Source organism: Mycobacterium gordonae (assembly GCF_017086405.1).
Taxonomy (GTDB): domain Bacteria; phylum Actinomycetota; class Actinomycetes; order Mycobacteriales; family Mycobacteriaceae; genus Mycobacterium; species Mycobacterium gordonae_D.
In genome coordinates, this window is the sequence record NZ_CP070973.1 from 4,349,537 (window position 1) to 4,369,140 (window position 19,604).

A 19,604-nucleotide genomic window follows, 5' to 3' on the forward strand; every position below is an offset into this window, starting at 1 on the left:
TTTGTCAGCACGGTGTTCTCAGGTTCCACGGGTCGGTGCGGACGGTGGATACCCGCACGGGTAGCGATCCGAATCGGGACCGCAACACCTCGGCCGCCTGGGCACACCACGGGAATTCACTGGCCCAGTGTGCGACGTCGATCAACGCCACCGGCGAGGCCCGGCAATGCTCGTCAGCGGGATGATGCCGCAGGTCGGAGGTGACATAAGCCTGGACGTCCGCCGCGGCTACCGCACTCAGGAACGAGTCCCCAGCGCCGCCGCACACCGCCACCCGCGACACCGGCAGATCCGGGTCGCCCGCGGCGCGCACCCCCCAGGACGTCTTAGGCAGAGCCGCGCCGACGCGGGCGACGAAATTCCGTAACGGCTCGGGCGCCGGCAGCACCCCGATGCGGCCCAGCCCGGTCCCGGACGGAGGCGGCTGCAACGCCAGGATGTCGAACGCCGGCTCTTCGTACGGATGCGCGGCACGCATCGCCGCCAGGACGGCGGCCCGCGCCCGGGTGGGCGCGATGACTTCGACCCGGTCCTCGGTGACGTGCTCGACGGCCCCGACGCTGCCGATCGCCGGCGCGGCGCCTTCGTGCGGCAGGAACTGGCCGGTGCCGGTGACGCTCCAACTGCAATGCGAGTAGTCACCAATGTGGCCGGCGCCGGCGGCAAAGACCGCTTCCCGCACCGCTTCTGCGTTCTCCACAGGGACGTAGACGACCCATTTATCCAGCTGGGAAACGCTCGGCGAGCTGTCCAGAACGGCCTCGACGGTCAGGCCGAGGGTCTCCGCCAGCGCGTCGGACACCCCCGGGGACGCTGAGTCGGCGTTGGTGTGCGCGGTGAACAACGAGCGGCCGGAGCGGATCAGGCGGTGAATCAGCGCACCTTTGGGCGTGCTGGCGGCGACGGTGTCGACGCCACGCAACAGCAACGGATGGTGGGCCAGCAGCAGCCCGTTGTCGGGCACCTCGGCGGCCACTTCGGCTGTCGCATCGATCGCGACGGTGACCGATCCGACCTCGTCCTCGGGGTCACCACACACCAGACCCACCGAATCCCATGATTCCGCCAATCGCGGAGGGTACGCGGCGTCCAGCACCTCGATGACGTCAGCCAGTCGCACACTCATCGGCAGCTCCCGCCGGGTACACCTGCCGGCGCGATCGACTCGACCAATTCGGGCCACTCCGGACGCACCGCTGCCCGCAAATAGCGCTCGTCCAGGCCGACGAATGTATCGCAGCGCCTTACCGCAATGCCCTTGTCACGCAGCCGCTTTCGAATTCCGACAGCGTCCGGGCTGCAGAACAGCACGAAGGGGGCCCGGCCCGCGACGACCTGGAATCCCACCGATTCCAGACCCGCGACCATGGCCGCGCGCGTCGCCACCGACCGTCCTGCATCCGCGGCGGCTTCGGCGACAGCGTGCGGGGCGCAGCACGCGGTGATCGCGGCCAGCTGCAGGGTGCCCACCGGCCAGTGGGGGCGCTCAGCGGTCAACCGGGCCAGTAGGTCCGGCGCCCCGAGTGCGTAACCCACCCGCAAACCGGCCAGACCCCACGTCTTGGTCAGGCTGCGCAGCACCAGCACGTCCGGCAGTGCGTCACCCGCAAGCGAGTGCGGCTCGCCGGGTATCGAGTCGGCGAACGCTTCGTCGACGACGAGTATCCGTCCGGGCCGGCGAAGCGAGAGCAGTTGCTCGCGCGTATGCAGCACCGACGTCGGATTGGTCGGGTTCCCTATCACCACCAAATCCGCATCCTCGGGCACGGCACCGGTTCCAGTGGCAGCGTCCAGGGTGAACGGGGGTTGCAGGACGACATGGTGCACCGCAATCCCGGCCGCGCTCAGCGCGGCCTCGGGTTCGGTGAAGGAGGGCGCAAGTATCGCCGCGCGACGTGGGCGCAGGTTGCTCAGCAACGCGAAACCCTCGGCGGCGCCGGCCAACGGCAACACTTCGTCGCGGGTGCGGCGGTGCCGTGCGGCCACCGCGTCCTGCGCCTGCACGACGTCTGCGGCGCTCGGGTAGCGGGCCAGGTCCGGAATTCGTGCCCTCAACGTCTGCACCAGCCACGACGGTGGGTGGGGACGACGAATGTTGACAGCGAAATCCAGCATGCCCGGCACGACCTCCTGATCACCGTGATAACGCGCGCGCGCAACACGACTCGACGTGCGCGGACCAAGGTCTGCCATCACAGAAACACTAGTGCGCTCAGCCATGCCATGATCGCCGACCACCGGTTGCCGTCAGCGCAGCAGACTCTGGATATCCATCAGATTGAGATATCCCGCTTCCACGATCGTGAGCGCTTCCATAAGGGCCGCCATGGTCAGCATTGCGGTGGTGGCCGCGATCGGGTCTCCGATCGCATGAATCAGGCTGCCGCGCTCGATCCCGCTCACGAACAAGCTGGCGTCGTATACCGGCAGGCTTAGCGTGGCGGCGGTGACGATGTCGGCGGTCGGAAGCAGGACCGCATAGTCCGTCGAGATGATCTTCGCCACCGTGTTGACGATGTTCGCCGGCGTCGGCGCCACCGGTCCCGGCGGCGGCCCGAGCAGCGCTGGCAACAGGTCGGGCCACAGGGGCACCGACGGGGAGGGATTCGAGACGATGGTCTCCAGATCCACCAGGAAGTCGTGTACACCCTGCTGTGCGCCCACTGCGAGGGCATGGAGAACCACACCCGGATTCACCTCCGGAAACAGCCCGAACGGGGTCGGCACGTTGGCCGCGGTCGTGGACCAGCCGTAGGTCGGATCGCCGTAGCCGAGATTGACGATGACACGCAGACCGGGCTGGAGCAGGTCGGCCACCGGTTTGCCGAAAACCGGAATCACGCGCAGCGGATCCAACAGCGGCAGATTCGGGGTCGGAATCATCTTGTAGGTGGTCATCGTCGGGCCCTCGGTGCTCAGGGTGACTGCCGAATCGACCTGCTCGGTCGTCAGATGCGGGTAGCCGAAGTGCACCGCGCCGATGCCGAAGAAGGCGTTCAGGTCGGCGACGATGTTGAGCGGATACCGCGGAAAGTCGGCCAGCCCGTCGTATTCGCGGGTGTAGATGGTGGTCGGGTATAGGTTGTCCGGCGTCGCCCCGTACATGGTCAATCCGACCGACGGCAGGCTTAATCCGACGAAGCGCTGCAGTAGGCCGCCGTTGGGGTTCATCGGGTTACCGATCAGCACGAAGTCCAGATCCGCGGGACTCGGGGCACCTGCGCCCAGCGCCGCCAGTTGTCGCATCTCCAGCGAGGCTATTTCCGCGCTTTGGGAGTAGCCGAACACGGTGACGTGGTTGCCGCTGCCGAGCTGCTGGATGACCGCATTGTGCAGAATCGCCACACCCTGCTGCACCGAGGTGTCGAACGGCAGGCTTCGCACGCCGGTCAGTGGGTATAGCTGCTCGGGCGTGAACAGCACCTGCGGGATGGCACCGTTCTGCCGGATGAACAGCGTGCTGACGGCGTTGACGTAGGAGCTCGTCGGATTCGGGTCGCCGGTGCCGCCCATGATCAGCGCCACCAACGGCTGGGCCGGTGCCGGTAACGGGGCGGTGGGTCCGCCCGGTGCCTGACTCGCGCCGCCGGCCGGCAACCCGCTGAACAAGCCCGATACCGCGACGGCGTTGGCCGCCTCGGCATCAAGGTACGTGCGCGCGGCGGCGCCCAGCGCGACGGCGAATCGTTCACCGAATGCCGCCGTCCAAGCGAGGACAGCCTGCGATTCGCGGGCGTAGCAGCCGAACAGCTCCGCGGCGGCCACAGACACCTCGTCGGCCGCCGCGGCGGCCAGTTCGGTGGTGGGACCGGCCACCAGTGCCCTGATTTCGCCGATCGCCGAGCCGACTGCGGCCACTTCGGCCGTGGCCGCGGCCATCAGCTGCGGCTGCGCGTTCACAAGTGTCATTGCAGCGAACCTCCACAACCCGGCCCCCGCATGTTGCGACACCGATTGTGGCAAACAGATACCCCTGGGCGCCTAGTTTTGCGTCGGGTCGCCTCATCGTCGGTGGCTCGGCGCGATCGACGACAATGGACACCGTGACAGGCGGTGGCAACGCGCAATTGGTGATCTTCGATCTCGACGGCACCCTGACGGATTCGGCGGTCGGCATCGTGGCCAGTTTTCGGCACGCGCTCACCCACATCGGGGCCGCGATTCCCGAGGGCGATCTGGCCGCCCGGATCGTCGGGCCGCCGATGGACGAGACATTCCACGCCATGGAACTCGACGGGCGCGCCGACGAGGCGTTTGCAGCGTTCCGGGCCGAGTACGGCAGCCGCGGCTGGGCGATGAACAGCCTGTTCGACGGCATTGCGCCGCTGCTGGCCGACTTGCGGGCGGCCGGGGTGCGGTTGGCGGTGGCGACCTCCAAGCTGGAGCCCACGGCGCGCCGCATCCTGGCCCACTTCGAGCTCGACCAGCATTTCGAGGTCATCGCCGGAGCCAGCCCGGACGGCACCCGCAAGTCCAAGACCGACGTTCTGGCGCACGCGCTGGGGCAGCTGGAACCGCTGCCCGAGCGTGTCCTCATGGTCGGTGACCGCAGCCACGACGTGCACGGGGCGGCTGCGCACGGCATCGACACGGTAGTGGTCGGCTGGGGCTATGGGCGGGGTGACTTCGCCGAACCGATCAGACTGACCGGCGTGACCCACGTGGAGACGGTCGACGAACTGCGGAGGGCGTTGGGTGTCTGATCCGCTGTTGCACGTGACGTTCGTGTGCTCGGGCAACATCTGCCGTTCGCCGATGGCCGAGAAGATGTTCGCCCACCAGATCGCCGAACGCGGGCTCGGCGACGTCGTACGCGTCACCAGCGCCGGCACCGGCAATTGGCACGCCGGCGAAGGCGCCGACACGCGGGCCAAGCGGGTGCTGCGCGACCATGGCTACCCCACCGCCCACCGCGCGGCTCAGGTGGACGACGACCACCTTTCGGCGGATCTGGTAGTGGCCCTAGGGCGCAACCATCAACGACTATTGCGGCAACTAGGGGTCGAGGACTGCCGGCTGCGGATGTTGCGCTCGTTCGACCCTCGCTCTGGGGCCCACACCCCCGACGTCGAGGATCCCTACTACGGAGGCCACCGCGACTTCGAGACGGCGTTCGTTGTCATCGAGGCCGCGCTACCGGGTCTGCACGACTGGGTCGATGAGAAGCTCGCGCAGAACGGGTACGGGTGATGCTGCGGCGGTTGGGGTTTTTGGTGCGCCCGGGCTGGGTGGCGCTGATTCTGGTGTGCATCGCGTTCACGTATCTGTGTTTCACGGTGCTGGCGCCCTGGCAATTGGGCAAGAACACCCGGACCTCGCGGGAAAATCAGCAGATCACCGATTCCCTTAACACCCCGCCGGTGCCATTGCAAACGCTTCTCCCTCAACAAGATTCGTCGGCACCCGGAGCGCAGTGGCGCCAGGTCACCGCCACCGGGCACTACCTGGCGGAGGTTCGGGTGCTGGCGCGGCTGAGGGTCGTGGACGGTGAGCAGGCGTTCGAGGTGCTGATGCCGTTCACCGTCGACGACGGTCCGACCGTCCTGGTCGACCGCGGCTGGGTGCGGCCCGAGGAGGGCTCGCACGTGCCGAAGATTCCGACCCCACCCACCCAGCCGGTGACCATCACGGCACGTCTTCGCGACTCCGAGCCCACGGTGGCCGGCAAGGACCCGTTCACCAGAGACGGCTACCAACAGGTGTATTCGGTGAGCACCGGCCAGGTAGCGGCGTTGACGGGGGTGCCGCTCGCCGGGTCTTATCTGCAGTTGGTAGAGAACCAGCCCGGTGGACTGGGTGTCATCGGGGTCCCGCACCTCGATGCCGGGCCGTACCTCTCCTACGGCATCCAGTGGGTGTTGTTCGGCGTCCTGGCGCCCATCGCCTTGGGTTATTTCGTGTATTCCGAGGTTCGGGCGCGGCGCCGCGACAAGCAGGGATCGCCGGCGGTCGCGCAGCCTGCCGGTCCCCCGTCCGTGGAGGACAAGCTCGCCGACCGTTACGGTCGCCGGCGCTGACCCGCCCACCACGCCAGCCCAGCCGCTCCCACCGCCGCACTGGCCTGCACCATCCGCGAAAGCCGCACCGCGCGAAGCAGATCGGCAACCGTGGGTTGCCGGCCGTGGCCCAACGTCGGCCGGATCTGCAACTCTTGCCGGTACTGGGTAGGACCGCCGAGTCGCACGCCGAGCGCGCCCGCGAACGCGGCCTCGACCACGCCGGCATTGGGACTGGGATGCCGTTGTGCGTCGCGTCGCCAGGCAAGCATTGCGGCACCGGGCGATCCGTCGACCAACGGAGCACACATCACTACTAGACCGGCCGTCACGCGCGCGCCGAGATAATTCGCCAGATCGTCCAATCGCGCTGCGGCCCAGCCGAATCGGAGGTATCGCGGCGACCGGTATCCCACCATCGCGTCCAGGGTGTTGATCGCGCGATACCCCAACACCGCAGGCGCCCCCCCGATCGCGGCCCACAGCAGTGCCGCCACCTGGGCGTCGGAAGTGTTCTCGGCGACCGACTCCAGCGCCGCGCGGGTCAGACCGATCTCGTCCAGCGCAGCCGGGTCACGCCCGCACAACGACGGGAGCAAAAGCCGCGCTGCGTCGACGTCACCGCCCTGCAGCAACTCGGCCATCCGGCTGCCAGTGCGGGTCAGCGAGTTTCCGCCCAGCGACACCCAGGTTGCCAGCGCGGTTGCCAACGCCGAACCGGTGCGACGCCGGACGGCCGCACCGAGCAGACAGACGCCGCCCACCAACAGGCCCACATGAGCCACCCCGGCGACCCGGTTGTCTCGGTAGCTGATCCGCTCCAACGTTGCGGCCCCGGCACCGAACAATGCGACCGGATGACCCCGACTGGGGTCGGCCACCACGAGGTCGAACAGGTAACCGGCGACGACGCCCGCGACCCGAGCATCCCGTGCAGACACCCCGGCAGCGTCTCACACCGGCGGCAGGCGGCTAGAGCACCACCACGACGACGAGCAGTGCGATCAGCACGAGAAACTGCGCCGCCAGCATCCACCACATCTCGGGGACGTAGTCGACCGCGGCCCGCGAGCGCCTGATCTGGAACAGGTTCGGCAGGCTGGCCGCCGGCGCGTCGGGGCCCCCTGGCCGCGATTCGATCGACATGTGTGCAAAGTGCCCTTTTTGCCCCGTCCTAATCGGAATTGGCGGTGAAGTCGATCACATGGACCGAAAGGCTCAGCTTGAGCATTGAGGCGGCGAAAATGGATTCAAATTTCGTCGTCCACTAGGCGCTGCCCTTGCTGGAGTTCCGACCGTCCGGCAGCCCGGCCGTGAATTGGTCCACGGTGACAACCCACCGGTCGAGCCGCCATACACCCTGCTGCTTGACGGCCGTGAACTCATAGCTGCCCGTCAGATCAGCTACCGGCGGGCCCCCATCGCGAATCGCAAATACTTGCACGTAGCAGTGCCCCGTCACTTCGCTGGCGGTTTGGCCGGTAATCCAGAACGAGTTCAACGCGTGGCGTCTTTTATTGCGTTCGGCCCGGAACGCTGATTTCCTGGCCGCCAGCAATGCCATCACAATGTTGATGTCTTCCGACAACACCCGCCCTTCATGCAACAGCGCCAATTTCGGTGATTCCGTGAACAGTGCGCGAAAGTCGTCGAGTCGATCCTGGTCGTAGGTGTAGGCGTAGGCGCCCATCAAGTTTGCGACCGCGAGTCGATCTGCGACATCGAAGTGTGCATCGCCGGCATCGATGCCGCCTGCTGCCAGTCGTCCGTCGAACATGTCCGCCCTGTCCCCTCAAGGGGCCCAAACAGTCCCTCAGTCGCATATTTCGTCAACCAAAATTGACCTAATCACGTTAGGCGGCCGCGCTGCCTACTGTCAACTTTAGTTGTCGAATACGCGTCTAGAGCGGCGCGCCACCGTGGGTAGCGCATACCTGCGCGCTGAGACCACGACGGCCACAGAGCTTTCAGACCCGTGTCAGCGCCCGCGCGGGTGACCTGCTCCGCTGCTTGGCGCTGCTAGAACACCGCGAGCAGGACTATCAGTGCGACGACCACGAGGACGGCCACCGAGATTCCCACGATCGTGTGCCGCGGGTTGAACTTGTGCGGCCGGCTCATCAGCGGGCTGGTCGACGGGGCGACTCCCCACTTGCCTTGGCGGGAGAGATTGGGTCCGTCAGGGGGTGGCGGCGTTCCGCCGTGGTGTGCGGGATCGGTACTCATCCGCGCAGAGATGCCCACTGCGGGCTGGTCTAACCGCGCCGAGCGCCGATAATCTCGATGGCATGAGCCAGGATCCGCAATGAAGCGGCGGGTCACCAGGGTCGCCGACCTGCTGAACCCGCGGCGATGTTGCTGCCGGCGGCCAACGTCATCATGCAGCTGGCCCGGCCCGGGGTCGGGTACGGAGTCCTGGAAAGCCCGGTGGACAGCGGCAACGTCTACAAGCATCCGTTCAAGCGGGCCCGCACCACGGGTACCTACCTCGCGGTGGCCACCATCGGTACGGAATCCGACCGCACATTGATGCGGAAAGCGGTAGGCGTCGCCCACCGCCAGGTCCGCTCGACGCCGTCGAGCCCGGTGGCCTACCACGCCTTCGATCCCGCGTTGCAGCTGTGGGTCGCCGCCTGCTTGTATCGCTACTTCGTGGAGCAGCACGAGTACCTCTACGGGCCGCTGCCCGATGCGGCCGCGGACGCGGTCTACCAGGACGCCAAGCGACTGGGTACCACCCTGCAGGTGCCGGAACGAATGTGGCCGGCCGACCGGGTCGCGTTCGACGAGTACTGGAAGCGCTCGTTGGACGAACTGCAGATCGACCCGCCGGTGCGGGAGCACCTGCACGGGGTGGCCTCGATGGCGTTTCTGCCCTGGCCGTTGCGGACGCTGGCCGGACCTTTCAACCTGTTTGCGACGACTGGGTTTCTGGGCCCGGAGTTCCGGGCGATGATGCGGCTGGATTGGTCGGAGTCCCAGCAGGTCCGGTTCGAGTTGTTACTCTCGGCGCTGCGGGTGGCCGATCGGCTGATACCACACCGCGCCTGGATCCTCGTTTATCAGATTTACCTGTGGGACATGAGGTTTCGCGCACGCCGCGGCTGGCGTGTGGTCTAGCGGGCGTCCGTGCCGCCGAGCGTGACATTCACGACTCCCGCGCGCCGTGTCGCGTAGTCGGATTCCCCCTCGGCGCCAAGGCAAGTCAGCGCACCGTCGCGAAGAACTTCCTCAGGTCCGCCACGAACAGCTCGGGTTGCTCGAACGCGGCGAAGTGGCCGCCGCGCGGCATCGTCGTCCAGTGGGTGATGTTGAAGTTCGGCTCACACCAGCGACGCGGCGCGCGCAGGATCTCCTTGGGGAAAGACGCGACGCCCGTAGGTATTTCGACCCGGGTGGTGTCGCCCCACTTCTTGAAACTCTCCCAGTACAACCGCGCTGAGGACGCCGCGGTTCCGGTCGCCCAGTACATCATCACGTTGTCCAGCAATTCATCTCGGGTCAGCACGTTCTCGGGGTGCCCGTCGCAGTCCATCCATGCCTGAAACTTCTCGACGATCCAGGCCAGTTGGCCCACCGGGGAATCGACCAGTCCGTAACCCACCGTTTGCGGCCGCGTCGACTGCTGCTTGGAGTACCCGGTGCCGTTCTTGCGGTGCTCGGCCAGCGTCGCCAGTGTCGCTTGCTCTTCGGGGGTGGGATCGGCCATCGTCTCGGCTGTGGGCATACCCAGCGGCATGTTCAGATGGATGGCCGCGCAGTTGCCCCCATTGCGACCGATCTGGCTGGTCACGGCCGCCCCCCAGTCACCGCCCTGGGCGCCGTAGCGGTCGTACCCGAGGCGTGTCATCAGCTCTTCCCACACCAGCGCTATCTTCTCCACGCCCCACCCGGTGCGGCCGGGCTTGCCGGAGAACCCGTAACCCGGCAGCGACGGACACACCACGTGGAAGGCGTCCTCGGCGCGTCCGCCGTGGGCGGAGGGGTTGGTCAGCGGCTCGATCACCTTGTGGAACTCCACGATCGAGCCCGGCCAGCCGTGGGTGATCAACAGCGGAAAGGCGTCGTCGTGGGGCGAGCGCTGATGGATGAAATGGATGTCGAGCCCGTCGAACTGGTCTACGAAGTGGTCGAAGCGGTTCAGCGCCGCCTCGCGGACCCGCCAGTCGTAGGAGTCGGCCCAGTAGGCGGCCAGATCCTGGGTGTAGCGCAGCGGAATGCCCTGGCTCCAGTCGTCGACACATTCAGCTTCCGGCCACCGGGTGCGCGTCAGTCGCGCGTGCAGGTCGTCGAGGACGTCCGCGGAGATGTCGATGCGAAACGGCTTCACCCGCTCGACCCTACTTTTGCGTCGCGTCCTTGATCAGCGTGCTGATCTGCTCGAGGAGTTCACGCATGTCGGCGCGCATCGCGTCCACCGCTGCATACAGGTCGGCCTTTGTTGCCGGCTGCTGGTCCGACGACAACGGTCGCACCGGCGGCCCCGATGTCTGTCGTGCTGCGCTGTCGCTCTGAGAACCCGGTAGGTCACCCACGGTGTCGAGCGTGCCATACCCGGGCAAACACGTCCAAAAGGGGAGCTTCTAGCGGGTCGCCGGCAGCAAGTCGGTGCACCGTTTCACCGATCATGATCGACGGCGCATCCCTATCGGCGCGAATCTGCGGCGGTGCCGACGCGTCGGCCACCCGCGGGTTCGCCACGCCGCCAGGGACTGGGCAGCACGTCGAATGCCACGCGAAACAGAGGGCTCTTCCGCCGTGCCGGGCCGGTCATCGGCGGTCAACCTCAACTAGCCGGGCAGCCTTCACGATTGGCTGCGTCGAGCGCCTTGGGCGCGTCGTCGATCGCTTTGCGCACCACGTCCAACACACGAGGGTCCCAGGTCAGCGCGGCATTCCAGTCCAGTCCGGCTTGGTTGGAGACATAGATGCTGTGGGTGTCGTCGAAGGTGTAACAGCGCCGATGTGGCAGTACCGGGTCGCTGACGTCCTTGCCCAACGCGCTTGGTAGCGCCACCAGACCGTCGTTGGGCCACACCGCGGGGTTCGCCGGGCCGGGCGTGGTGAATTTGTTGCCGCCGATCAGCACCACCGGGATCTTGTCCAGCACACCGGACTGGAACTGGTTCCACCCGTTCTTGCCCATCAGGAACGCCTGATTGACCTCACGGCCGGAACCGGCCATCAGCCGCAGCACTTCGTCCTTGAACCCCTTCATCGCGTTCTCGCAGAAGGTGTCGCCCAGGCAGTCGGTCAACGGAACGATGCCGTTGGCGTAATCGGAAAGGTAAGACCCTTGCCACGGTGTGCCGATCGTGGTCAGCGAGCGGACGTGCACCGGCGCGCTGGTGGTCGCCAGCACCCGGATCGCGGCGCGCGAATACAGCCCGCCCATCGAGTGGGCGACGAAGTCGACGTCGTTGACTCCCTTGTCGGTGTGCAGGTAGTTGAGGAACCGGGCGAGGTGCTCACCGGCGGTGTCGATGCTGCCGGTGGAGTCGACGGTCATGTTCTCCGGAAGCGTGACCGGGCAGATCCCGAACGGGCCGAAGCCGGTTTGGTCGACCACCTGTCCACGGCCGGCCATCGCCGGCGATGTGTAGACGGTGTAACCCTGCTTGAGCAGATACTCGCGGATTGCGGTGTCGGTGTTGCCGGCGGCCAGTCCGGTCGCGCACGCCTGGTCGGGGGTGGTGAACGGGCTGGTCGCATCTCCGCCGGACACGATCACCACGGCTTGTGCGGCCGGGCGTTTGCCGGTTGCCTCGTTCTTGCTGCCGCAGCCCGCGAGCATGGCGGCCACCACTACCGCGATCAGCACCAGAACTCGTCGCACGCGACTGAATGCTAGACCCGCGACGGCCCCCGACCGAAGTTCCGGCTGCGCGGGCAAGGCCAACCCGGCCCTTTCTTGGTGAGGGTAGCCTAAGTGTCGGTAGTCTTGCTTCATCACTGCCACCACCAGCGCCTGGCCAGTGTCGGCAGTCCGGAGGTACCCACGATGCCTAACAGCCGGTTGGAGCGATCGGCGGCGGAAACCCGACCCGGTCGGGAAGGACGGTGCACGCTGGCCGACCTGGCGCCCGGGGCCGGCGCCGAAATCGTCGCGTTCGATCCGACTATCCCGGAGGATGTGGCGAATCGTTTGCGCCACTTAGGTTTTCGCCCTGGAACTCGGGTCACCAAGCTGCGCACCGCTCCCTTGGGTGACCCGTCCGTGTATCGACTGTTGGGCTATGACACCTGCCTGCGCCGCCATGAAGCGGCCCAGATCGAGATCGCCGGACCGCCATGACCGCGTCCTGCCATGACGAAGGCGGTACGGTCGCCGCGCCACCCGGTCTGACCCGGACCGCCCTGATCGGCAGCCCCAACGCGGGCAAGACCACCGTGTTCAACCACCTGACCGGGATGCGGGCGCGCACCGGCAACTATCCCGGTGTCACCGTCGCCCGTCGGGTCGGCACCGGACGGGTGCGCACCGACCACGAAACCAAGACGTTCATCGTCGAAGACGTCCCGGGCTGTTACAGCCTGCACCCGGTCAGCCCCGACGAACAGGTGGTCGCCGACCTGCTGGACGGGAAGTTGCCAGACATCCCCGCACCCGACGCCCTGGCCGTGGTGGTCGACGTCACGGTCCTCGAGCGGTCACTGTCGCTGGTCTCCCAGGTACTGGCGCTGGGTAAGCCCACGATGGTCATCCTCACCATGGGAGACGAACTGTCGGCCCGCGGCGGGCAGCTGGACACCGAGCGGTTCGCCGCGGCACTGGGAGTTCCGGTGGTCGGTGTCATCGGCAGCCGAGGCAAAGGGTTCGAGCCGCTGCGGGCGCTGCTGGCCGAGCCGCAGAGCTGGCAGCGCGTCGCCATCCCACCACCATTGGACGACGCCGAGTACCACGGCTGGATTGCCTCGATCCTGGATGCCGGCCGCTATCGGGCACCCGAACCCGACCGCCGCAGCGCGCGAATCGACCGCGTGCTGTTGCACCCCGTCTGGGGATCGGTGTTCTTCATCGCGGTGATGTTCGGGTTCTTCCAGATCGTCTTCACGTTGGCGGCACCGCTGCAGGACGCGATCGCGGAGTCCTTCAGCTGGCTGGGCACCGTGGTGGACCACAATGTCACCAATACCGCGGTCGCCGGCCTGCTCGGCCACGGGTTGATCGGCGGGGTCGGCGCCGTGCTGGTGTTCATTCCGCAGATCGTGCTGATGTTTTTGCTGATCTCGCTGCTGGAGAACATTGGCTACATGACGCGCGCCGCTTTCCTGGTGGACCGCGTCATGGCCACCACCGGCCTGGATGGCCGGGCCTTCGTGGCCATGCTGTCGTCGCTGGCGTGCGCGGTGCCCGCGATCATGGCCACCCGCACCATTCCGTCGTCGCGAGACCGGCTCGCCACGTGCATGGCAGCCCCACTGATGACCTGTTCGGCGCGCCTGCCGGTGTACATCCTGTTGATCGGGATGCTGGTCAGCCCGCAGGACCGGTGGGGTCCGGTCTCGATGCAGGGCGTGGTGATGTTCGGCATGTACCTGCTGGGGGGCGTCTCGGCGATGCTCACCGCGTGGCTGTTCAAATCGGTGGTGCTCGGCGGCGATCTGCTGCCCTTCTACATGGAGATGCCGCCCTATCGGTTCCCCTCCGCCAAATCGGTGGTGATGACCGTGTGGGATTCGGCAAAGGTGTTCCTGCGCAAGGCCGGAACCATCATTCTGGGCACCTCGGTCGTGCTGTGGTTTCTGCTCAACCTGCCGGTGCGCACCGCACAGACCGCGGGCATGGACCAGGCCGCGGCCACGGCCTACGTCGTCAACCATTCCTTCGCCGCCGGCCTGGGCAGGATCCTCGAACCCATCTTCGCGCCACTGGGTTTCGACTGGCGCGTCTGCGTCGGCCTGATCGGGGCGATGGCCGCCCGCGAGGTGTTCGTGGCAACGCTGGGGCAGATCTTCGCCACCGGCGCCTCTGGTGACCTGATCGCGGCCACCCATTCGGCAGTGTTCACCTCCGGCGCGCACCACGGTGAGCTGGTGTTCACGACGCCGACGATCATCGCACTGCTGGTGTTCTTCGCCTACGCCCTGCAATGCATGTCCACCATCGCCACGCTGCGACGCGAGACCAATTCGTGGCGGTGGCCGCTGGTGGCGTGGGGATACATGTTCGTGCTCGCGTGGGTGGCGGCGTTCGCCGCCCGGCACGTCACCCTGTGGTTGACAGGTTGAGCGTGTCGGTTCCGTTGCTGCACCCGCAAGCCACCGACGACCCACGTCTGGTGCGGTGGCTGACTGGCACCCGGCAACTGTCCGACGTTCCGCCGCAATTGGGTGCGCTGATCGATCAGGGTGTGCTGGAGCGGGCCGAGGTCGGCCCAGGCGAGGTACGAACGTGGTTGGGCGTCAACCGATCCTGGCAGGTCGACGGACCTCGGGTGCGCTCGGCGCTGTTCGATGCGCTTTCTGCTCAGGGCGCCGACGTGAGCCAACAGGAGTTGCGCGACGAGATCGAGGAGATTCTGGCTCGGGATGTGTCGCCGATCGCCGCCGCCCACGGGGGCGCGATCAAGGTGCATTCGGTGCGCGACGGGGTTCTCACGGTGGAACTGACCGGAGCCTGCCTGGGCTGCCCGCTGAGCGGTCGCACGCTGGGCGACTTGGTGACCCGCAGCGTGCAGGACCGCTTCCCACAGATCCGCGAGGTCAAGGCGACGAAGCCGCGGCGCACGTGGCTGTCTCTGTCCAGGAAATCCAGCGGGCAGTAACGACGCCGTCCCGCGTCATACCGGCGCACCCACTTCTGCGACCGCCTTGGCCAGCGCGTCGAACCACTCTTGCGCACCTTTGCACACCCCGTCGGCCACCGCGGCCAGCGACCTGTCCGCCACCACAAAGATCGACAGCACGTCGGCGTAGACGATCCCGATCAGCCCAATGCCTTTCGTGCCGCCGGGCAGAGCGGTGAGCAACAGTCGATCAACGCGGCCGCCGAGGCTGTCGGGAGCACAGGGCGGTCCGTGCATGAGCGTTGCGGTGACATTCCATTTCAGCGGCCACTTCTGCACCGCCCCACCCTTGCCCAGCATTGCCCGGGTGCCGGGTTCATCGCAGGCCAAGGCGTGGCGCAGTCGATCGGTGATCGCGCCGAGAAGTTGCAGCGGGTCGTCCTGTGACCAGGGTGCGGTGACAACCAGATTCCCTGTCTGCGTTGATGAGTCAACGAAAACCCGGGCGGTGTCCTGACGCAGATTCTTCGGCACCCCGATCTTCAGTGGCGCTTGCAGCGGCATGCCTTCGGCGCGCAGCGCACCGTCGATCGCGTGAGCCACCGCCGCGAGATACACCGTGTTCACCGTCGCTCCCGGGATGCTACGGGCCAGCAGGCGAACCTCGTCGAGCGGGCGGGACGTCAAACGGCACACCCAGTCACCACTTGGCCGCACGTTGATCCCCGCCGGCCGGTATTTGTTTCGCGATTCCCGCCAGAGGAGCGTCGCCAACCGCGCGACATCGCGCGCCGCACCCCGGGCACTGGAACGGGAGCGGATCACGTTCAGCGCGCATCTGGAGCGCTGCGTGAGGCTACGGCCCCGCCATGCCAGACCCGGCCGCAGCAGTCTCAGCGCTGGTGGAGCAAAGACTTTGGGCTGCAACGCTTCTGGCGGCGCAAGGAAATCGAGGTCCAACAGTAGCGCACCGAACAGCGCGATGCAGGCGGTGCCGTCGCCCACAGCGTGATGAACCTGGACGATGATGGCCCACTTGCCGTCGTCGAACCCTTCGACGACGTGGATCCGCCACGGCGGGAGTCTCAGGTCCAGCGGTTGCGTTGCATGTTCGATCGCGTGCAGCAACTCTGACATGCCGCCACCGGCCACTCGTCTGGCCTGTATGTGGTACTCGAGATGGAAAAGTTCCGCGTCGAACCAGGCGGGCGGGGCCAGGGCCCCGGGAGTGGTGACAATGCGCTGTGTCAGCCGGGGAATCTGTGGCGCCCGGGCGCGGACCCGTTCCCGTAGCTGCTCGAAGGCAGACACCGAGTCGTCAGCGATTGGGTCCATGAAGAGGGTCGAAATCAGCAGACTCTGGGTCGGACCGCGACGGGAAACGGCGAAGGCGTCGCGTGCATTGAGGTAGTCGGGCCTACCACTGCGCTGGCGTGCGTTGCGTCCGCGCCGAGTCTGCATCCTCATCCTTCGTAATGACGACCCAAACGATAAATGGGTATTACGCTGTTCGAATATGGCTACACAATGGCCAGATTGCTCGGGAGCCTAGCCGCCGAGCATGGTTTCGTCAGGTGAGCAGTCACGTCTTATGTACAGAATTCGTGACAATGTGTGACATTCGACGCAAGGCTGGCCGCCTTGTCGGCTGGTCGACCAGGCGTGCCAGCACCGCGATGGCAGCCCTTTCCTGCGATGAAAGCACGTTCCGCCGAGGCGCGGCGCCCGCCGCTGCGAAGCCGGATGAAAACGAGTAATCGCAGGTAAGAACTCTGAATGGTAACGCCTCTGCAGCTTTGAAACCGCCCCCGATCGGATGGCGCACCAGGTATCGGATCACTTCATGGAAGAGACAATCGGCGCACCGCGCCCGGCCCGGAAAACGGAACTGAAACGGCGGCATCGCTTCGAAAAGTTTCAACATCATAATGGCTCTATTAGCAGTGCGACGTCGCGCGATTCAGCGTTCGCTCCTTATACTTCTGCGGCGCTGAGAACGCGCGAAAAAGGAGTGCGAAAAGATGCGGTCGGACCAATGTCTGCGCGAGGAGCTCGCCGGGGTGCTCAGGGACGCGGGGCTGGATCCGATCGACGACCCTGACATCCTCGATTTCGACTTCACCGAGCGACTCGGGCTCGGCAGTATCGAACTCGCCGACCTGCTCCTACGGGTCAGCCGGGCCTACGCGGTCGAGCTGCCCTCCGATGCGATCGGCAGATGTCGCCGGCCGCGTGACCTGCTCGAGGCCATCGAGTACGCGCCCGGAGCGTTCATCGACCGCGTGCCGATCACTCAGGCACCCGGACCGGCGAATCCCGCCCCGGCAATCACGAGCCTGGCCGAGCTGCGGCCAGCGCCGTCGACACTGCTTGACCTCCTGCGAGTGCGCGCCGAGCGGGACGGCTCGCACCCGCATCTGAGGTTCCTCCGGCCGGACGGACAGGTTCAGACCCTGACCTACGCCGAGCTCTGGGACCGAGCCGGAATCGCGGCCGCGGGATTGGCTGAGCTCGGCCTGGTGCACGGCGAGCGGGTCGCGATTCTCGCGCTCACCGGGCCCGACTTCTTCGTCGCCTTCGTTGCGACGTTGTGCGCGGGCGGGATCCCGGTGCCGATCTATCCGCCCGTCCGTCTGGACGACCTGGACGGCTACGTCAACCGGCAGAGCCGGATTCTGCACAGCGCCGGGACGGCGCTCATCATCTCAGACCCGCTGTTCACCGCCGCGGCGAACCTGCTGTGCGCGGCCACACCATCGATTCGCCGCTGCACCGCAGTGTCTGCGCTCAGCCGAGGCCGGGAGCCGTTCTGCGTCGACTCACTCGCCGAACTCGCGCTCATTCAGTACACCTCGGGTAGCACCGGCGATCCCAAGGGCGTCGCGCTGACCCACGCCAACCTGATCGCGAACACCGAGGCGATCGGCGACGCGGTTGTGCGCGCCGGCCTTCGCCCGTCGGACGCCGTGGTGTCCTGGATGCCCCTTTATCACGATTTCGGGCTCATCGGGACCTGGATGGGTCTGGGACTGTTCACCGGAGTGTCGGTCGTTCTGATCTCGCCCGTCGATTTTCTCACCAAGCCGGCACTCTGGCTGTGGGCCATCGACCGGTTCCGGGCGGCGGCGGTGGCGACCACCCCCTTCGCGCTCAACCACGTGACGCGGCGTGTCCCCGACGATCACGTTGCCGGCCTTGACCTTTCGAGTCTCAAGTTGGCGTTCCTGGGAGCCGAGCCGATCCGCGCGAATTCCGTCGACGAATTCTGCCGACGCTTCGAGCCGTACGGTTTTCGCCGCAGCGCCATCGCGCCCGCCTATGGACTCGCCGAGTCGTGCGTCGGCGTGGCCCTGTCCCATGGCGGCCGGCACGGTCCGCGGGTCGATCACGTCGACGCCGCCCGGCTGGCGGCCGAGGGCTGCGCGCTGCCCGCCGAGCGCGGGCGGCCCGCGCGCAGCATCGTGTCCGTTGGCGTGCCGATCCGCGGGCAACAGATCCGGGTGGTCGACGCGGCGCACCGACGGCCGCTGCCCGAGCGCTGGGAGGGCCGCATCCTGGTCCGGGGCAGATCGGTGATGTCCGGATACTTCGGCAGACCCGAAGCGACGGCGGCTGTGCTGATAGACGGCTGGCTGGACACCGGAGATTTGGGTTACTTCGCCGACGGGGAGCTGTTCATCACCGGTCGTGTGAAGGATCTGATCATCAAGGCGGGGCGCAACTTTCACCCCCAGGACATCGAGCACGCGGTGGGCCGACTGACCGGAGTTCGCAAGGGGTGTGTGATCGCGTTCGGCGTGCCGTCGCGGGACGCCGGCGAAGGGATTGTGGTGGTCCTGGAAACCACCGAAACCACAACCGATTTCACCTGGTGCCACGGCCTGAAGGCATCGGTCCGCGCTGCGGTGGTCGAGACGACCGGTACCTCGCTCGACGACGTGGTGCTGATCCGACGCGGCAGCATGCTCAAGACATCAAGCGGGAAGCTACGGCGGCAGGAAACCCGGCAGGCGTATCTGGACGGCAGCCTGACCGCGTTGACCACAACGCCGGCGCGAGCGGTTGCACGGGGCTGGCGCCGGGCCGGCCGGTGCCGGGAGGTGCTCGTCGGTGCCTACATCACGGTGATGACGATGTTGGTCGTGCTGATCACCACCGTCGTGACGGCACCCCTTCGCGGCCAGGCCACCGCCTGGCGAATCACCCGACGGATGCTGGCGCTGTTGTTCGCTGCGACCGGAATTTCGTTTCGGCGCAAGGGGGTCCGGCTGCCGGACGGGCAGGCGCTCTACGTCAGCAATCATCCAACGGAGTTGGACCCACTGCTGCTGATCATGGCGCTCGACCGGCCGGTCACGATGACGGCCAAGGCGCGACTGCTCGGCGGCCCGTTGGGCGTGTTGGCCAGGCGGTTGGGCGTGATAGCCGTCGAGCCGGGCTCGGCCGAGTCGTCACTGACGTCATACGACCGCATGGCGGAGTTGTTGGCGGAGGGGGCATCGATCCACCTTTTCCCGGAGGGCGAACGCCGTGACACACCCGGCATCTATCCGTTCCGGCTGGGCGCCTTCAAGCTGGCCGCCACGACAGGGGTTCCGATCATCCCGCTGGCGCTGCGGGGCCCGCGCAAGGTGATGGGTGGTCGGCCCTACCGGCCCGCCGCCTTGGAGGTCGAGGTACTGCCCGCGGTCCGGCTCGATTGCGATCCAACCGATCTGGCGGCGCTGGCCGCGGCGCGGACCACGGTCCGGCACGTGATCGCCGCGGCCGCCGGGGAGCCGCTGGTCGACACGCGCGGCCTAAAGAGGCCGGTGGTCAAGGATTCGCCGGCGACACGCCTGATGAGCTGGGGACGCCGGCTTCGCGCATGAGCCATTGT

18 protein-coding genes and 1 pseudogene are annotated in these 19,604 nt (G+C 66.8%); 8 read left to right on the plus strand and 11 right to left on the minus strand.

Annotated features, from left to right (window positions below; all coding sequences use genetic code 11):
- Nucleotides 1-4: 4 nt before the first annotated feature.
- From JX552_RS18580 to JX552_RS18590, 3 genes are read right to left on the minus strand one after another with little or no spacing between them, the layout of a single operon-like run.
- On the minus strand, nt 5-1,126 hold the full coding sequence (locus JX552_RS18580) for a Nif3-like dinuclear metal center hexameric protein (RefSeq protein WP_205873437.1): 1,122 nt from the start codon (nt 1,124-1,126) through the stop codon (nt 5-7).
- Nucleotides 1,123-2,193 carry an Rv2231c family histidinol phosphate aminotransferase CobC gene (gene cobC / locus JX552_RS18585; protein WP_205873438.1) on the minus strand — a complete coding sequence of 357 codons (1,071 nt, stop codon included), beginning with the start codon at nt 2,191-2,193 and terminating at the stop codon, nt 1,123-1,125. The genes JX552_RS18580 and cobC overlap by 4 nt, the downstream gene beginning before the upstream one ends.
- Before the next feature lie 54 nt (nt 2,194-2,247).
- Nucleotides 2,248-3,909 (minus strand): PE family protein, encoded by a 1,662-nt coding sequence (locus JX552_RS18590; RefSeq protein WP_205873439.1) that lies wholly within the window; start codon nt 3,907-3,909, stop codon nt 2,248-2,250.
- 125 nt (nt 3,910-4,034) lie between these two features.
- Between JX552_RS18590 and JX552_RS18595 the strand changes: the two genes are divergently transcribed.
- The 3 genes from JX552_RS18595 to JX552_RS18605 are packed head-to-tail and all read left to right on the plus strand — an operon-like array spanning nt 4,035 to nt 6,017.
- A complete protein-coding gene (locus JX552_RS18595) occupies nt 4,035-4,703 on the plus strand; it encodes an HAD-IA family hydrolase (protein WP_205873440.1) in 669 nt (222 codons plus the stop codon).
- A complete protein-coding gene (locus JX552_RS18600) occupies nt 4,696-5,190 on the plus strand; it encodes a low molecular weight protein-tyrosine-phosphatase (protein ID WP_205873441.1) in 495 nt (164 codons plus the stop codon). Before JX552_RS18595 ends, JX552_RS18600 begins: the two co-directional genes overlap by 8 nt.
- A 2-nt stretch (nt 5,191-5,192) precedes the next feature.
- On the plus strand, nt 5,193-6,017 hold the full coding sequence (locus JX552_RS18605; RefSeq protein ID WP_205878536.1) for an SURF1 family cytochrome oxidase biogenesis protein: 825 nt from the start codon (nt 5,193-5,195) through the stop codon (nt 6,015-6,017).
- Here JX552_RS18605 and JX552_RS18610 read toward each other — a convergent pair.
- The 4 genes from JX552_RS18610 to JX552_RS18625 form a co-directional block, all read right to left on the minus strand.
- Nucleotides 5,999-6,937 (minus strand): cobalamin biosynthesis protein, encoded by a 939-nt coding sequence (locus tag JX552_RS18610; protein ID WP_205873442.1) that lies wholly within the window; start codon nt 6,935-6,937, stop codon nt 5,999-6,001. The genes JX552_RS18605 and JX552_RS18610 overlap by 19 nt on opposite strands.
- A 31-nt stretch (nt 6,938-6,968) precedes the next feature.
- On the minus strand, nt 6,969-7,142 hold the full coding sequence (locus JX552_RS18615) for a hypothetical protein (RefSeq protein WP_205873443.1): 174 nt from the start codon (nt 7,140-7,142) through the stop codon (nt 6,969-6,971).
- Nucleotides 7,143-7,263: 121 nt separating this feature from the next.
- Nucleotides 7,264-7,773, minus strand: a complete 510-nt coding sequence (locus JX552_RS18620; protein ID WP_277395994.1) for a nuclear transport factor 2 family protein — start codon at nt 7,771-7,773, stop codon at nt 7,264-7,266.
- A 242-nt stretch (nt 7,774-8,015) separates the two neighbouring features.
- On the minus strand, nt 8,016-8,222 hold the full coding sequence (locus JX552_RS18625; protein WP_205873445.1) for a hypothetical protein: 207 nt from the start codon (nt 8,220-8,222) through the stop codon (nt 8,016-8,018).
- Between the two features lie 79 nt (nt 8,223-8,301).
- Between JX552_RS18625 and JX552_RS18630 the strand changes: the two are divergent.
- Nucleotides 8,302-9,116: pseudogene (locus JX552_RS18630) on the plus strand (oxygenase MpaB family protein).
- 85 nt (nt 9,117-9,201) lie between these two features.
- Here JX552_RS18630 and JX552_RS18635 read toward each other — a convergent pair.
- From JX552_RS18635 to JX552_RS18645, 3 genes are all read right to left on the minus strand, one after another.
- Nucleotides 9,202-10,326, minus strand: coding sequence for an epoxide hydrolase family protein (locus tag JX552_RS18635; protein WP_205873447.1), 1,125 nt, complete (start codon nt 10,324-10,326; stop codon nt 9,202-9,204).
- A gap of 10 nt (nt 10,327-10,336) precedes the next feature.
- Nucleotides 10,337-10,531, minus strand: coding sequence for a hypothetical protein (locus tag JX552_RS18640; RefSeq protein ID WP_205873448.1), 195 nt, complete (start codon nt 10,529-10,531; stop codon nt 10,337-10,339).
- Between the two features lie 251 nt (nt 10,532-10,782).
- Nucleotides 10,783-11,832: an esterase/lipase family protein gene (locus JX552_RS18645; RefSeq protein ID WP_205873449.1), complete on the minus strand. Its 1,050-nt coding sequence runs from the start codon at nt 11,830-11,832 to the stop codon at nt 10,783-10,785.
- Nucleotides 11,833-11,925: 93 nt separating this feature from the next.
- Between JX552_RS18645 and JX552_RS18650 the strand changes: the two genes are divergently transcribed.
- Genes JX552_RS18650 through JX552_RS18660 form a run of 3 tightly spaced genes read left to right on the plus strand, consistent with a single transcriptional unit; the run spans nt 11,926 to nt 14,764 of the window.
- Nucleotides 11,926-12,291 carry a FeoA family protein gene (locus JX552_RS18650; protein WP_241010614.1) on the plus strand — a complete coding sequence of 122 codons (366 nt, stop codon included), beginning with the start codon at nt 11,926-11,928 and terminating at the stop codon, nt 12,289-12,291.
- Nucleotides 12,288-14,228, plus strand: a complete 1,941-nt coding sequence (gene feoB / locus JX552_RS18655) for a ferrous iron transporter B (protein WP_205873450.1) — start codon at nt 12,288-12,290, stop codon at nt 14,226-14,228. The genes JX552_RS18650 and feoB overlap by 4 nt, the downstream gene beginning before the upstream one ends.
- Before the next feature lie 2 nt (nt 14,229-14,230).
- Entirely contained in the window at nt 14,231-14,764 is a 534-nt protein-coding gene (locus JX552_RS18660) for a NifU family protein (protein ID WP_205873451.1), read from the plus strand.
- Between the two features lie 15 nt (nt 14,765-14,779).
- On the opposite strand, the gene JX552_RS18665 is transcribed toward JX552_RS18660, so the two are convergent.
- Nucleotides 14,780-16,060 carry a wax ester/triacylglycerol synthase domain-containing protein gene (locus JX552_RS18665; protein WP_205873452.1) on the minus strand — a complete coding sequence of 427 codons (1,281 nt, stop codon included), beginning with the start codon at nt 16,058-16,060 and terminating at the stop codon, nt 14,780-14,782.
- A 686-nt stretch (nt 16,061-16,746) separates the two neighbouring features.
- On the opposite strand from JX552_RS18665, the gene JX552_RS18670 reads away from it, so the two are divergent.
- Nucleotides 16,747-19,596, plus strand: coding sequence for an AMP-binding protein (locus JX552_RS18670; protein WP_205873453.1), 2,850 nt, complete (start codon nt 16,747-16,749; stop codon nt 19,594-19,596).
- The last annotated feature ends 8 nt before the right edge of the window (nt 19,597-19,604 follow it).